The organism is Chitinophagaceae bacterium (assembly GCA_007695095.1).
In the GTDB taxonomy this organism is placed as follows: Bacteria; Bacteroidota; Bacteroidia; order Chitinophagales; family REEL01; genus REEL01.
Map to the genome: position 1 here is coordinate 1 of REEL01000110.1, position 14,919 is coordinate 14,919.

General features: G+C 34.4%; 12 protein-coding genes. 9 read left to right on the forward strand and 3 right to left on the reverse strand.

What is annotated here, in order from left to right; translation table 11 throughout:
* The first annotated feature begins 967 nt into the window (after positions 1 to 967).
* Positions 968 to 2,836, forward strand: a complete 1,869-nt coding sequence (locus tag EA412_07065) for a T9SS C-terminal target domain-containing protein (protein TVR79069.1) — start codon at positions 968 to 970, stop codon at positions 2,834 to 2,836.
* Between the two features lie 217 nt (positions 2,837 to 3,053).
* Here the strand turns inward: EA412_07065 and EA412_07070 are convergent, their stop codons facing one another.
* The 3 genes from EA412_07070 to EA412_07080 all read right to left on the reverse strand — a co-directional run bounded on the left by EA412_07070 (position 3,054) and on the right by EA412_07080 (position 5,584).
* Positions 3,054 to 4,697 (reverse strand): hypothetical protein, encoded by a 1,644-nt coding sequence (locus EA412_07070; GenBank protein ID TVR79070.1) that lies wholly within the window; start codon positions 4,695 to 4,697, stop codon positions 3,054 to 3,056.
* A 3-nt stretch (positions 4,698 to 4,700) separates the two neighbouring features.
* Complete coding sequence (locus tag EA412_07075) at positions 4,701 to 4,880, reverse strand: hypothetical protein (GenBank protein TVR79071.1); 180 nt, start codon at positions 4,878 to 4,880, stop codon at positions 4,701 to 4,703.
* 215 nt (positions 4,881 to 5,095) lie between these two features.
* The gene (locus EA412_07080) at positions 5,096 to 5,584 is read right to left on the reverse strand and encodes a hypothetical protein (protein TVR79072.1); all 489 of its coding nucleotides are present in this window, start codon (positions 5,582 to 5,584) and stop codon (positions 5,096 to 5,098) included.
* A 265-nt stretch (positions 5,585 to 5,849) separates the two neighbouring features.
* Here EA412_07080 and EA412_07085 point away from each other — a divergent pair, with 265 nt between their 5' ends.
* The 8 genes from EA412_07085 to EA412_07120 all read left to right on the forward strand — a co-directional run bounded on the left by EA412_07085 (position 5,850) and on the right by EA412_07120 (position 14,385).
* Complete coding sequence (locus EA412_07085; GenBank protein TVR79073.1) at positions 5,850 to 6,338, forward strand: DUF4199 domain-containing protein; 489 nt, start codon at positions 5,850 to 5,852, stop codon at positions 6,336 to 6,338.
* Positions 6,339 to 6,499: 161 nt separating this feature from the next.
* Positions 6,500 to 6,766, forward strand: coding sequence for a hypothetical protein (locus EA412_07090; GenBank protein TVR79074.1), 267 nt, complete (start codon positions 6,500 to 6,502; stop codon positions 6,764 to 6,766).
* A gap of 27 nt (positions 6,767 to 6,793) precedes the next feature.
* Entirely contained in the window at positions 6,794 to 7,918 is a 1,125-nt protein-coding gene (locus tag EA412_07095) for a hypothetical protein (protein ID TVR79075.1), read from the forward strand.
* A 97-nt stretch (positions 7,919 to 8,015) separates the two neighbouring features.
* Entirely contained in the window at positions 8,016 to 9,026 is a 1,011-nt protein-coding gene (locus EA412_07100; protein ID TVR79076.1) for a hypothetical protein, read from the forward strand.
* Positions 9,027 to 9,028: 2 nt separating this feature from the next.
* Complete coding sequence (locus EA412_07105) at positions 9,029 to 10,855, forward strand: ATPase (GenBank protein ID TVR79077.1); 1,827 nt, start codon at positions 9,029 to 9,031, stop codon at positions 10,853 to 10,855.
* A gap of 139 nt (positions 10,856 to 10,994) precedes the next feature.
* Complete coding sequence (locus EA412_07110) at positions 10,995 to 11,657, forward strand: succinate dehydrogenase (GenBank protein TVR79078.1); 663 nt, start codon at positions 10,995 to 10,997, stop codon at positions 11,655 to 11,657.
* 66 nt (positions 11,658 to 11,723) lie between these two features.
* Positions 11,724 to 13,634: a fumarate reductase/succinate dehydrogenase flavoprotein subunit gene (locus EA412_07115; GenBank protein ID TVR79079.1), complete on the forward strand. Its 1,911-nt coding sequence runs from the start codon at positions 11,724 to 11,726 to the stop codon at positions 13,632 to 13,634.
* Between the two features lie 7 nt (positions 13,635 to 13,641).
* Positions 13,642 to 14,385 carry a succinate dehydrogenase/fumarate reductase iron-sulfur subunit gene (locus EA412_07120; protein ID TVR79080.1) on the forward strand — a complete coding sequence of 248 codons (744 nt, stop codon included), beginning with the start codon at positions 13,642 to 13,644 and terminating at the stop codon, positions 14,383 to 14,385.
* Positions 14,386 to 14,919: the final 534 nt, after the last annotated feature.

The window sequence follows — 14,919 nt, forward strand, 5'->3', positions numbered from 1 at the left end:
GAAATAAAAATTATTGCTTCATTGTTCCATTGTTTCATTGTTATGAAAAGATAAAAAGTTTGCAAACCAGCTCATGTAGTACATAAATCAAAAGTTAACAATCGAGCAATGGAACAATGGTTATACTATTTCTGTGTTAATCAGTGTAATCTGCGGCTAAATAAGGATAGCATAGTAGTTACTAAAAATCGTAATAAAGAGCATTAAAATGTTCAAATAAGCATCATTTTATTCAAAAAAAAGGACTAAAGTGAGATTTTTGTTAAAATAAGCACCAGGTTTAGACCCTTATTTTATCGTTTTGTCCTAAATAAGTATAAAAAAAATGGAGTAATCCCAATGTTAAAAAAATACAATGTCAACTAAACAGTGACAGAAGTGAAAATTAAAGCCACTTATAACTTAATTACCAACAACTACTAACTTCCCGCTTCCATCTTCCCGTTCTTCAAAACCTCAAACAAACTCCATCGCATGCTGATGCCACTTTTTGTATTTAATACCATGTAAAACTCTGGGGAATATATTTTCCAAACTCCGTTTTTGCAGCATTATATAAAAAGTCTTTTTAAATTCCTTTTTTTGATATTTTCAAGGTTTTAAGGATTAAAATTCAGCTGCTTTCTTAAGTTTAATAGCTCTGTTAATGAGTTTCCCAATAAGTAGCAACGTTCAAAATTCTAATAGTAACTAGATTAACTTTAACTTATACAATATTATAGTAATCAGACATTAAAATAAAGTATAAATACTGTTTTTATTTTGACAATGATATATTATTTTACTCAATTAGTTGTTTGACATAATCCAAGTGTCTCTAAAAAGTTTTAATTAAATTTATTGTTATTTTTTTTGCACAAATAACTGAAAGTTATAATAACATCTTTATATTTGTTATATATCGCTTGAAAAAATTATTTTAAAAAATGATTAATCAACCAACTTTTTGATCTAAAGTAACTACAATATGAAGCTGCACCGATTCACCCTCTTTATCGTTTGTATTTTTGCCTACTGTCTGTTAGCTGTGACCGATAGCTTTTCACAAGCCCCTGATTTCATCTGGGCTAAAACTGCTGAAGAAAGTCATAGTGGATATGGTCAAGGTATTTCCACAGATGCCAATGGAAATGTGGTGGTAATAGGCAGGTTTTCGAGTCCTTCTATCAGTTTTGGTTCAACGACTTTAACCAAGGAAGGAGGTAGTGATATATTTGTGGTAAAGTATGACCCGGACGGCAATGTACTTTGGGCTCGATCGGCAGGAGGTGACCTTTGGGATGAAGGCTATGATATAACTACTGATGCCAAAGGAAATATATTAATAACAGGTACATTTTTGAGCTCTTCAATCACATTTGGGTCTACAACTTTAACTAAATCGGGCAATGCAAATATTTTTGTCGTAAAATACGACCCGGATGGCAATGTGCTTTGGGCTCGATCGGCAGGAGGAGGAGGTACAAGTGATGAAGGATATAGCATTTCTACCGATACCATAGGAAATGTGCTTGTTACAGGTTTTTTTTCAAGCCCTTCGATCACTTTCGACTCAATTACATTAACTAATTCAGGTAATGCTAATATTTTTATAGTAAAATACGACCCGGATGGTAATGTGCTTTGGGCTCAATCAGCCGAAGGATCTTCCTCAGCAGCAGGTTGGGGTATTGCAACTGATGGTATCGGGAATATACTGGTAACAGGTTCATTTTGGAGCCCTTCTATCACACTTGGTTCAATAACTTTAACAAAATCAGGGGAAAGAGATCTTTTTGTTGTAAAATACGATTCTGAGGGTAATGTTCTCTGGGCTCAAAGTGCCGGAGGTGAAAACTGGGATGAGGGCTATGATGTTGCCATTGATTCTGAGGGTAATACGCTTTTAACAGGTTATTTTCAAAGTCCATATATTGTTTTTGGCTCAGATACATTAATCAATCAAGGTGATTATAATATTTTTGTCGTAAAGTATGATCCGGATGGCAATACCGTTTGGGCACATTCTTTTGGAGGTAATTCTAGTGATATAAGTAGGGGAATTACCACCGACGCCAGAGATAATGTACTTGTAACCGGCTATCTTAAAAGTCAATCTATTGCATTTGGCTCAGATACGTTAACTAATGAAAATGGAAGCGATGTTTTTGTAGTAAAATATAGTCCTGAAGGTAATTTTCTTTGGGTTAAATCTACAAAAGGAATTTATAGTGATAGAGGTTATAGTATTTCCACCGATAAAAGTAGAAATGTGTTTCTAACAGGCTCTTATTTGAGTTATGATATGTCTTTCGACTCAATAAATCTAACCAATGCAGGAAGCAGTAGTTTTTTTGTAGCTAAAATAAAATGTTCAGTGGAAACTTCAGTAACAGTATCCTATAATTCACTCACCGTTGAAACAGACAGAGCAATTTACCGGTGGTTGGATTGCGACAATAATTACGCAGTTATTCCCGGTGCAATAAATCAGACTTTTACACCGTCCGAGAGTGGAAATTATGCCGTGCAGGTAAATGATAACGGATGCATAGACACCTCAGCTTGTTACAAGTTTGTTTTTACAAGTAGTGAAGACATCAATCATCTTTATCCGGGTTTTACAGTTTATCCTAATCCTTCAACAGGTATATTTATATTACAAGCGGAAACACTATCAGGATATTCAAATTTTACTGTATACATTTATAATATGCTTGGAGAAATCATTCACACAGGAAAAATTACTTCTGACAAAACTGCATTAAATTTGAGCACACAGCCCAACGGAATTTATTGGATGCATTTTCTGGATAATGAGCAATCATTTATGAAGAAAATAATTATTGGAAAATAATTTAGTTTTCCTTTTTTACTTTGATAAAACAACACATTTTTTTAACTATCAATTGATAGTATCTACTTTGACCCCATCAATTTATGGTAAATAAGTTTCAAAAGCTCTTTATAGAAAAATAGACTCTACTCCCCTTCACACCAAAATAAATCCCACCTGACCAAAGTACAGGTGGGACTTATAATTTTATAAATTCAATTATTGAAAACTTGTGGTTTTAACTTTCCCAGATAACAGTATCCTGCTTATCATACCATTCCGGATAACGCGACATGTGAATTTTTTCCACCTCATTTCGCTTAACTTTCATGGTAGGTGTCATTAAATTATTTTCAATTGTCCACGGTTCTTTCATAACAACTACCTTTTTCATTTTTTCATAAGGTTCAAGTTTTTCGTTTACCGAATTAAAGGTCGAAGTCAGGCTTGAACTCAGTGACTCTCTGTTTTTTGCCAAACCGGCCGGTGAAGGTACAACTAACGCCATTGGCTGAGCAACTCCGGTTCCCACTACACATACACTTTCTATATCACTATTAGCTAAAAGCATCATTTCTATAGGTGCCGGGGCGATATACTTTCCTTTATCTGTCTTAAACTGATCTTTTACTCTTCCGGTAATCGTCAGGAACCCCTCACTATCCCTTTCACCAATATCTCCGGTTCTTAGGTAGCCTTCTTCGTCAAACAACTCTTTAGTTAAATCCGGCTCTTTGTAATAACCCTGTGTATTTCCGGGACTTTTAACCCGAATTTCTCCGGTATCTGCTATTTTTACATCCAGGCCTGAAAAAGGAATACCTACAGTACCCAGCTTATTCGCGTTATTTCTATTAAAATGAGCATAAATTGAATCCTCAGTCATGCCATATGCCTGCAAAATTTTAATGTCCAGCTTTTGAAACCACTTAAGCAAATCAACCGAAATTGGCGCAGCTCCACTAAAAATATGAGTTGCTGATGCAAGACCCAGTTTTTTCTTTATTGAATTTTTAATAACACCATTTATCAAAGGTATTTTAAGCAGTACATTCATTTTTGAAGGTGGAAGCTTTTCCTCTATTTTTTCTCTGAATTTAGACCATATTCTTGGAACAGCAAAAAATAAAGTAGGCTGGGCCTCTGCCAGATTTTCAGCAAAAGTATCTAATGATTGAGCAAAATTAAACTCAGCTCCCAAATGCATGCCCATATTCTCAATTCCAATGCGCTCGGCAATATGACTAAGAGGAAGGTATGAAAACATTCTCGCCTTTTTAGTGGGGTCAATATCCAACTCGTTGAGTGCTACTTTTACCGTACTTTCAAAGTTATTGAGTTCATGCATAACCCCTTTCGGACTACCCGTTGTACCGGATGTATAGATGATAGTAAGCCTGTCATTCGGTTTCCAGTCATGCACATAATCACTAGGAGTCATGTTTTTAACCCAGTCTTCCCATGTATGCTCCTCCTCTATACCATAAGTATTTACTCCAATTTTAGCAATTCCTAAAGGAATACCATCCTTTTGAGCGGAATAATCATCCAGTTTTCCAACAATAATTGCTTTACTGTCACTATGCTCTAAAATCGGTTTAATACTATTTGCACTAAGCGTTGGATAAAGGGGTATAGAAACATAACCTCCCATCATAATAGCAATGTCAGCCATAATCCATTCAGCACAATTTTTAGAAATAAGTGCAATATGATCGCCCGGTTTTAGTCCGATACTTTGTAAGCCTGCCAATATAGATCTAATCTCTTTACCGGCCTCTGCATACGTCCAGGTTCTTTTGCCCTGATCTAAGGGTTGATTGAACAATATCTCATTTGGCTTTTGTTTTTCATATTTCAGGAAATCAGTTAAAACACTCATACATTAATTTTTAAAGTTTAAAAAAAGAAAAAGTTGACGATGCCCATCTACAACAGATGTTTTATCAAAACATTTATAAATATTCACAACAGAAGGATATAAAGTTAAATCCATTTGGAAGAAAATTTGTATAATACTATTGAAATTATGCGTAAAAATAAAAATTCTACCAATAGAATACATTTTTTGGATTAAAAATTTGATATTGCCAATCTTTAGTGAAGTTATCGAAAAACTTCAGACATTAAAAAACAAAGCTACAGTCTTGTAGCTATTTGAAAAAAACTGGCCATCCATTTTTTTCTTGTAGCTAAAAATAAAGACATATTATACAAACAAAAAAAGGGAAATGCTATCTAAAGCTTCTCCCTTATATTATTTTTTGAACTTAAATCATATTATTCCGGATCAGCTGCAAAGCTACCGGTAATATTGATGTTTTTGACTTCGCTTTGGAATTCATAAGTATAATTAACATCAAAATCACCCCTGATAACTTCAGATGTTGATTCTGTAATGTTTACTTCTCCACTCTCTCCTATAAAAAAGTAGTCTCCATTGCTTGCTGTAGCAATAGTCTTCTCACTTCCAATTGCTCCCATTATATCCTCTGTAGGACTGTAAGTGCCAGTACTAAGTGGGATATCAAATTGAAATGTGATAAAACTCCAGTTGTTATCAAAAGTAAATAGTGTAACAATCATTTCTCCATCTTCCTCTTCAAAGTAAGCAATACCACTAACTTCTTCAGTTAAATCACCACTTACACTTGCCTCAAAAGTCCCTACTTCTCCCCCATTTAAATCTTCATTTTCATCATCATCTTTACTGCAACCACTAAAAATTAAAAGTACGGCCAATAAATTTAAATAAAAAGCTTTTTTCATTTTTCTAAATTATCATTTGTTAATAAATACTTATGAAATTTTACAACAATGTGTAAATTTGCATTTTCTGATTTGCAATAATAGATAATTTTCAGATAATCAAAAAACATTTACCATAAAATACAAATAAATAACATAAAAATTCTAACTTTAAATTATTGCATTGCTTTGTAAGCTTTATTAGGTATCATTTGTGTAAACTTTCCATTATTTAAACTATTATTCAATAAAAACGTTGATATTTATATAACCAAAACTATAAATTATGTCTAAGTTTAAGAGTTCTATTAACCTCGCATTTTACTATGGCTTTCTTATTTTTATTTCATTAATGGCCTATTTTTTTGTGCTTTCCTTATCAGGTATTGAATACATGAGTGCTTTGAGGTATTTGAATGGTGCATTTCTATTAGGAGGTTTAATCATTGCAGTTCGTAAATTTTTAAAAGATCACAACTATAATTTACAATTTTTTCAAGGTTTTAAGTTCGGTGTTTTAACTTCTTTTTTTGCTACTGTTTTTTATGCTGTCTTCTTGTTTGTTTATTTGAATATTGACAATAATTTTCTAACAAACATGCAGGAAAATGAAAATATAGGTCAGTTTATTACTCCAATTAGTATGACATTTGTAATATTAGTAGAGGGTATAATCTCCGGTTTAATCTTTACGCTCGGAATTATGCAGTATTACAAGAAATACACATATCCAAGAGTTGCAACTCAAAATAGTGATGAAAAAGTTGATGCTTAATTTAGCATTCTAAATTTTCTATGGTAAGTGTAACTTTACTGTTTTTTAATTTTTGCTTCAATATAATTTGCTTATTATCAGGATTATTTCCAAAAATTTATTTTTTTTAATGAGTAAAGCATAATTTTACTTTTTAATCATTCTAAAAAGTATGCATTACTATGGAATTATCTATATGTTCAAAAGCTAAGCAAAGATTATTTCTAATATTATTATTCCTTAGTTTAATATTCGGATTTAATTCTGCTCAGGCGCAGGAAGTTATAGACATCACCGGGCCACCTTTTTTCGGTCGTGTAAATCTCAATAGCGGATTTTCAGCTGACCCTCACACTATTTCAATTATTAGTGGTGGTGAGATAAATGCTGAAGATTTAAATCTTTGTAGTGAATGTAAAGGTTATATATCTGACAGACCGGATTACTGATTAGTTTGGGCAGGAAGTAGCAATGAATTGAGAATTTATTTTGAAGCAAATGATGATACGGAAGACGCAACATTAATTATAAATACACCTGACGGTTCCTGGATAGGCAACGACGATGCTTTTGAAGGTACTTTAAACCCTATGTTAGATTTAAACAGATATGGAAGCGGCACTTATGACATTTGGGTTGGCAGCTATGAAAAAGGTACAGAAATATCCGGTACTCTTGTAATTACTGAACTTCACAACCTGATTCCGGGCTCCACTTTTTCTACTGAATCTTTGGATTTCTCTTTAGAGCCTACTTATGGCTTTGTAAATCTGACAGCAGGTTTTGAGCCGGATCCTTATCAGGTCCCTATTGTCAGTGGTGGGCCTGTTAATGTTTCAAACTTAAACTTATGTGGCGACTGTGAAGGTTATGCCGCTTCACAACCGGACTTTCGATTAAACTGGAGTGGAAGTAGTGCTGATTTAAAAATATATTTTGAGGCTGACAACAGTACGGAAGATGCTACACTAATAATTAATACCCCTGATGGTTCCTGGATTGGAAATGATGATGCCGGGATAGAAACATTAAACCCATTACTAAGTTTAGCTCCTCATGGAAGCGGCACCTACGATATTTGGGTTGGTAGTTATGAGCAAGGTGAAAATATCAGTGGGACACTTTATATAACAGAATTAAATAGTACAATTCCTGTAATTACAGCCAATCAATCATTAGATTTTTCTCTGGAGCCGGTTTTTTCAACAGTAAACTTATCTGAAGGATTTAATGAAGATCCTAAAATACTGGAAATAGTCAGTGGTGGACCGGTAAATGTCTCAAACCTTAACCTATGCAATGATTGTGTAGGTTTTGCTTCAGCTTCTCCGGATGTAAGATTAGTTTGGACAGGTGAATCCAATGACTTAGTTATTTTTTTTGAGGCTGATAATGCTTTAGATGATGCAACTATGATTATAAATACACCGGATGGCAGATGGATTGGGAATGATGATACAAATTCCAATACCTTAAATCCTATGTTAAATTTAAGAAATTACGGTCAGGGAACTTATGATATATGGGTAGGCAGTCTTAATGAAAATGATAACATAATCGGTAAACTGACAATTACGGAAAGAAACCTTTCTCCCAGATAAGTTCTTTAAAATATTGCTCTTAAATAAAGAGAAAACAGACTTTACTTATAATAGTCATTAAAAAAAGCATTTACTTTGCCTTTAAATATGCATTGTCATGCTTTCAAAATATAATATCCTAAAAGACGAAATAGTTAAATGGAGCCGGACAAAGTGCCTGGTGGTTGGCGATGTTATGCTGGATCATTATATTAACGGTTCTGTAAATAGAATTTCCCCTGAAGCTCCCGTACCTGTTTTAGATGTAGAAAATACAACCAACAGACTTGGCGGAGCAGCAAATGTTGCCTTAAATTTAATCCAATTGGGTGCTGAAGTGGAACTACTTAGCGTTTTAGGGGATGATGAAACCGGAAATACTTTGTTAGAAATGCTTACGGCTAAGAATATACGAACAAAGCATATTCTTAAATCAGCATCTAGAAAAACTACCAAAAAAAATAGATTAATATCCAAAAATCAGCAGTTGCTGAGGTTTGACTCTGAAACTACCGATGAAATTTCAAAAGAGGTTGAAGATAAACTTTATGAAAATCTATTGCTTTCTATAGAAAAATCTTTACCGGATATCTTAATTTTTCAAGACTATGATAAAGGGGTATTAACAAAAAGTTTTATTGAAAAAACGATAAGTATATGCCGCCAAAAAAAAATTAAGACAGCCGTCGACCCAAAGCGTAAAAACTTTTTTAACTATTCCGGAGTGGACTTGTTCAAGCCGAATTTAAAAGAATTATGTGATGCTTTTAATCTTTTAAAAATCAATGATGAATCAGAATTGTTATCACAAGTAGAAAAACTGAGAATCGAGTTAAACGTAACTAATTGTATGGTAACTCTTTCAGAAAAAGGTATCTGCTATGTTTCACCATCAAATAGTTTCGTTACAAAACCAAATAAACTTAGAACAATAACTGATGTATCCGGCGCGGGAGATACAGTCCTTAGTGTAGCATCTCTTGCATTAGCCGGCAATTTAGAAGCTGAAAGTTTAGTTTTTCTGGCAAACTTAAGTGGTGGCATTGTCTGTGAGTACCCGGGCGTTTATCCTATTTCAAAAGAATTGCTTTTGAAAGATTTAAATTATGAAGATTCATTAAATGAGTAATTATGCCCTTTAAGAACTTCTGGAATAATGCAAAAGAGTACAGCCGGCTTATGATTTACGATAGCCGGAGTTACCTGCTTAAGGTCTCAGGAGTTGTAGCTTTAATTGCTTCTTTCTTTTCAATTGGTTTAATAATATACTATCATGGATTTCCTCATGATCGCGAAACACTTGATTTTATTATCAAGCTTATTTATGCGAATTTTATTTTTTTTATACTCAATTTTTTCATTCGATTTCTCACTAATTACGAGAAAAAATCCTTTATAAAAGACCACTGGTTTGAAGGGATTCTAATACTTCTTTTGATTGTAGATGTCTCCCTGGGCTTATCTTCGGGCAAATACGGGCTTTTTGAAATAGTGTTTATAAATCTTTCCATTTCAGATTATGCCCGATACCTGTCTTTGTTTACTCAATCATTTATCTTAATACTTTCTACTCTTGAAATCTTAAAGCTCATTCGCTACCTGTTGAGTTTTAAAATAAAGCCAAATATTGCATTCATAATCTCCTTTATGATATTGATTTCAATGGGAACTTTTCTACTGCTCCTCCCTGAAATGACAGCACCCGAGATGACTATCAGCTTTACGGATGCGCTGTTTACAGCTGTGAGTGCTGCTACTGTTACCGGACTGGTAGTAGTTGACACAGGCACCTATTTTACTTTAAAAGGGCAGCTTATTATAATGCTGCTGATACAGTTCGGAGCTATTGGAATTATCTCCTTTGCCAGCTTTTTTGTGTATTTCATGAAAAAAGGAATTGGTATCAAACAACAAACGGCTTTAAAGGAATTTTTAAATGAAGAAAACCTTTTTAACACCAGGCAATTATTAAAGAAAATCATTAAATACACCTTAATAATTGAAGGCTTAGGCTTTGTATGTATGTATTTTTTATGGGGCAACAGTGTTGAATTCTCCAGCCAGTCTGAGCGTATATTTTTTACTCTTTTTCATACGATTTCAGCATTCTGTAATGCCGGCTTTTCATTGTATGAGGATGGATTGATGACCGGTAATCTGGCTTATGCCTATGTCCTTCACATACTTTTTGCGATTTTAATTTTCTTTGGATCTCTCGGATTCCCTGCAATCAGAGATTTATTTGGTGTAGATATGCTGAGAGAAAGGTTGAAAAAACCCTGGAAAAGATGGAAAACCAGTACTATAGTTGCCGTTTACACCTCAGTAGGTTTAATTGTAATCAGCAGTTCTTTATTTCTGTTCTTTGAGTGGAATAATAGTCTGGCTGATAAAAATACATTTGAAAGTATTATCTCCTCTATTTTTCAGCTAACATCGGGAAGGACAGCAGGATTCAGTACTTTAGAAACCGGAAACCTCACTACACCGGTTTTAATTTTAATAATTTTCAACATGTTTATCGGGGGCTCTTCCGGGTCAATGGCAGGAGGTATTAAAACCTCTACTTTCTTTATTATATCTTTAGGTGTTTATAGCTTTTTAAGAGGAAGAAAAAAACTTGAATTTCAAAAAAGAAGTTTTTCTTATGATTTATTAAATCGTGCATTTGCCCTTTTCTTTTTCTCTTTCGGGATTATCTTTACCGGAATATTTTTATTGAGTTACACCGAAACAGATACCGATTTTTTAGCAATTTTATTTGAAACTGTCTCAGCTACCAGCATAGTCGGGATGTCTATGGGTATAACTGAAACTCTTTCTACTTATGGAAAGTATATTATTATTGGGTGCATGTTTATCGGAAGAATTGGCCCCTTAACACTTGCTTTTTCTTTATTGTCGAGTAAAGCAGAGCCAAATCACAAATATCCAAATACGCACATGATGATAGGTTAATTATTTATTTTGGAAATAATTTACAAACTAACTCATGCTAAAACTGTTATTCTTTTCAGATTTTTTATATTATTTATCATTCTCTCACATTAGTAACCTTATTTTTAATAAATTTGCCGCGTTAAAAATTTAAATCCAAATGAGCAAAGCAAAAAATTTATTTAGTTATTCCATTGGAAAGAAATTAATCATGAGTATTACAGGTTTATTCCTAATCTCATTTTTAATTGTCCATTTATCCGGTAATTTATTATTATTAAAGCAGGATGGTGGCGTTGCTTTCAATGCTTATAGTGACTTTATGTCAACGAATCCTCTAATCAGAGTTACAGAAATAATTCTGGTGTTGGGCTTTTTGTTTCACATTGTAGACGGATTATGGTTGGCAAAATTGAACAAAGATGCCAGACCGGTGAATTATAATGTTAAACCGGGTAACAAAACCAGCTCTTGGTTTTCCCGAAATATGGCTGTAACCGGCTCTATTATACTTATCTTTTTAGTAGTCCATCTGCGTGGTTTTTTGGTAGAACACCGTATTTTGGGTAATCCTAAAACTATGTACGAAATCGTTCAGGAGGCATTTGAAATCCCATGGTATTCCGGTTTCTATGTTTTATCCATGATACTGCTTGCCTTTCATTTAAACCATGGCTTTCAGAGTGCTTTTCAATCTCTTGGACTAAATCATAAGAAATATAATGGTTTAATCAGTAAAACAGGTACTTTTATATCTATTATTATACCTCTGGGGTTTGCAATAATTCCTATTTACTTTTTAGTAAAATCTTATTTGAATTAAACAACATCACCTTATTAGAGGTTTTACATGATACAGAAACAATCGTAAACAGATAAAACAGAAAGCATGAATACACTTGATTCAAAAATACCGCAGGGGCCCATAGCCGACAAATGGAAGAACCACAAATTTAATCTTAAACTTGTGAACCCTGCAAATAAGAGAAAATTTGATATCATAGTTGTAGGTACCGGATTAGCGGGAGCATCGGCCGCCGCTTCATTTGGTGAATTAGGCTATAATGTCAAGTGTTTTTCACATCATGACTCACCCAGAAGAGCCCATTCTGTAGCTGCTCAGGGTGGCATAAATGCTGCAAAAAACTATAAAAACGATGGAGATAGTATATATCGACTTTTTTATGATACTGTAAAAGGGGGTGATTTTCGTTCCAGAGAAGCAAATGTTTACAGACTAGCTGAGACCAGTGTATCCATAATAGATCAGTGTGTGGCCCAGGGTGTGCCTTTTGCAAGAGAATATGGAGGATTGCTTGATAATCGTTCTTTTGGAGGAGCACAAGTATCCAGAACTTTTTATGCCAGAGGTCAGACAGGGCAGCAATTGTTATATGGAGCTTTTGGAGCTTTAAACAGGCAAATTGCAGCCGGAACAGTAAAAATGTATCCAAAACATGAGCTTTTAGATGTTATAGTTGTAGATGGAAAAGCTAAGGGTATCGTTACCAGAAATATGAATACAGGTGAAATTTCCAGCCATTCAGGGCACGCTGTGGTATTGGCTACTGGAGGGTACGGAAATGTGTTTTATCTGAGTACAAATGCCAAAGGCTCAAACGTTACCGCTGCCTGGAGAGCACATAAAAAAGGAGCTTTCTTTGCAAATCCTTGCTTCACTCAAATACACCCTACCTGTATCCCGGTTTCAGGTACTTATCAAAGCAAGCTCACTCTTATGAGTGAAAGTTTGCGTAATGATGGAAGAGTTTGGGTTTCTAAACAAAAAGATGATAAAAGAGCGCCTAAAGATATACCTGAAAATGAAAGAGATTATTTCCTGGAAAGAAAATATCCTTCATTTGGCAATTTAGTTCCTCGCGATATTGCTGCAAGAAATATTAAAGAAGCTTGTGATGATGGAAGAGGTGTGGGACTAACCGGTCAGGCCGTTTATTTAGATTTTGCAGACGCCATCAATAGGTTAGGTCAGGACACCATCAGCCAGCGATATGGTAATCTGTTTGAAATGTACGAAAAAATTACCGGTGATAATCCTTATAAAACACCAATGAGAATTTATCCGGCTGTTCATTATACGATGGGTGGTCTATGGGTAGATTATAATCTGATGACGAATGTTCCGGGTCTGTTTGCTATCGGTGAAGCTAATTTTTCTGACCACGGAGCCAACCGATTAGGAGCATCTGCTTTGATGCAAGGCCTTGCTGATGGATATTTTGTTATCCCATCAACAATTGGAGACTATCTTGCAAATGAAGGCTTTGATAAAATTGATGAAAAAAGTGCAAATTTTAAAGAAGCTGAAAGTAATGTAAAAGAAGATTTAAAACACTTATTATCAATCAAGGGGGAAAAAACTCCTGATGAATTACACAGAGCTTTAGGGCAGATAATGTGGAATAAAGTCGGCATTGAAAGAACAGAGAAAAGTTTAAATGAAGCCATTAGAGATATTCAGGGTTTAAAAGAAGAATTTAAAAATAACCTTTTAGTCTCCGGAGTTAATGAAGAATTAAATGAACAGTTAGAAAAAGCAGGTCGTTTAAGAGATTTTCTGGAGTTAGGCGAATTAATGGCTAAAGACGCTTTAGAAAGAAAAGAATCCTGTGGCGGACATTTTCGTGCAGAATATCAGACTGAAGAAGGTGAAGCACTTAGAAATGATAATGACTTCAGCTATGTTGCCGCCTGGGAATATAAAGTAGAAGGCCATCAGTTGCACAAGGAAAATTTAACGTTCGAATATGTAAAACCCTCTCAAAGAAGTTATAAATAAACAGCTTATGAAGTTGAAATTAAAAATTTGGCGTCAAAAAAACGCGCAGGACAAAGGAGCTTTCAAAGAATATGAAATGGAAGGTATCTCAAAAGATATGTCATTCCTTGAAATGCTCGATGTTTTAAATGAATCACTGATAAAAAAGGGAGAAGATCCCATTGCTTTTGCGCACGATTGCCGGGAAGGAATTTGCGGTTCATGCGGCCTTCACGTGAATGGCAGGGCTCACGGACCCGTAAAAGGTGCTACCATTTGTCAGGTTCATATGAGAAGTTTTGAAGATGGACAGACTATTGTGATTGAACCCTGGAGAGCAGCAGCTTTCCCTATTATTAAAGATTTAGTTGTTGACCGCACGGGATTTGATCGGATTCTTCAAGCGGGAGGCTATATATCTGTAAATACAGGTAGTGCGCCTGAAGCTAATTTAATCCCAATAAATAAAGATGATGCTAATGAAGCTTTTGATGCTGCGGCATGTATTGGTTGCGGAGCATGTGTAGCTGCCTGTAAAAATGCATCCGCCATGCTTTTCACAGCAGCTAAAGTATCTCACCTTTCACTTTTACCACAGGGAGGAACTGAATCTACAGAAAGAGTTATCAGAATGGTTGAAGTTATGGATAATGAAGGTTTTGGAAATTGTACTAATACCGGTGCATGTGAGGCCGAATGTCCTAAAGAAATTTCAATTTCCCATATAGCCAGAATGAACAGAGAGTTTTTATCTTCCTCTGCAAGAAAATAAATTTTTCTTAAATATCTATTTAAAGAACCGGTCTGTAACTATTCCGGTTCTTTTTTGCCTAAGCTTGCCAACTTATATATTTTCTCTATTCTCTATTGCGTTAGAAATAAAACTTTAATAGTGGTTTTCTAAATGCCCCGTCTTAAACCATATGGAGTCGTTTTAAATTTGCTGCATGCATCTACCAACATTTACAGAATCAGGGTTATAAAATAATAGAACATTTGAACAATCGAATAGTGAAGTAAAACGAAAGAAAAAAAGAAACAGGTTAATTTTAGTAACGTTCTGATTTCTTCATTCAAATGTTCTATTGTTCCAATCAACCATTCCTGTTTTGTGCAATGGGTAACCCAAAATCAAGTTTTTTTTTCCGTTAAGGGATGATTATCAATATAGGAATTTTAGAGCGTCGACGTCGCACACAAAACAGGAAATCATAATGATTTACCATTTTATTTGACTTTAGCAAAAAGCAAAAAAAAGAACTTTTTTTAAAAAAAAATTTGACTTTTATAAATTTTGCTTTTATCT

What these genes read in the sequence shown, in the direction of transcription:
- EA412_07065 (TVR79069.1), top strand. Translation starts at nt 968, where the DNA reads ATGAAGCTGCACCGATTCACCCTCTTTATCGTTTGTATTTTTGCCTAC.
- EA412_07070 (TVR79070.1), bottom strand. Translation starts at nt 4,697, where the DNA reads ATGAGTGTTTTAACTGATTTCCTGAAATATGAAAAACAAAAGCCAAAT.
- EA412_07075 (TVR79071.1), bottom strand. Translation starts at nt 4,880, where the DNA reads ATGTATTCTATTGGTAGAATTTTTATTTTTACGCATAATTTCAATAGT.
- EA412_07080 (TVR79072.1), bottom strand. Translation starts at nt 5,584, where the DNA reads ATGAAAAAAGCTTTTTATTTAAATTTATTGGCCGTACTTTTAATTTTT.
- EA412_07085 (TVR79073.1), top strand. Translation starts at nt 5,850, where the DNA reads ATGTCTAAGTTTAAGAGTTCTATTAACCTCGCATTTTACTATGGCTTT.
- EA412_07090 (TVR79074.1), top strand. Translation starts at nt 6,500, where the DNA reads ATGGAATTATCTATATGTTCAAAAGCTAAGCAAAGATTATTTCTAATA.
- EA412_07100 (TVR79076.1), top strand. Translation starts at nt 8,016, where the DNA reads ATGCTTTCAAAATATAATATCCTAAAAGACGAAATAGTTAAATGGAGC.
- EA412_07105 (TVR79077.1), top strand. Translation starts at nt 9,029, where the DNA reads ATGCCCTTTAAGAACTTCTGGAATAATGCAAAAGAGTACAGCCGGCTT.
- EA412_07110 (TVR79078.1), top strand. Translation starts at nt 10,995, where the DNA reads ATGAGCAAAGCAAAAAATTTATTTAGTTATTCCATTGGAAAGAAATTA.
- EA412_07115 (TVR79079.1), top strand. Translation starts at nt 11,724, where the DNA reads ATGAATACACTTGATTCAAAAATACCGCAGGGGCCCATAGCCGACAAA.
- EA412_07120 (TVR79080.1), top strand. Translation starts at nt 13,642, where the DNA reads ATGAAGTTGAAATTAAAAATTTGGCGTCAAAAAAACGCGCAGGACAAA.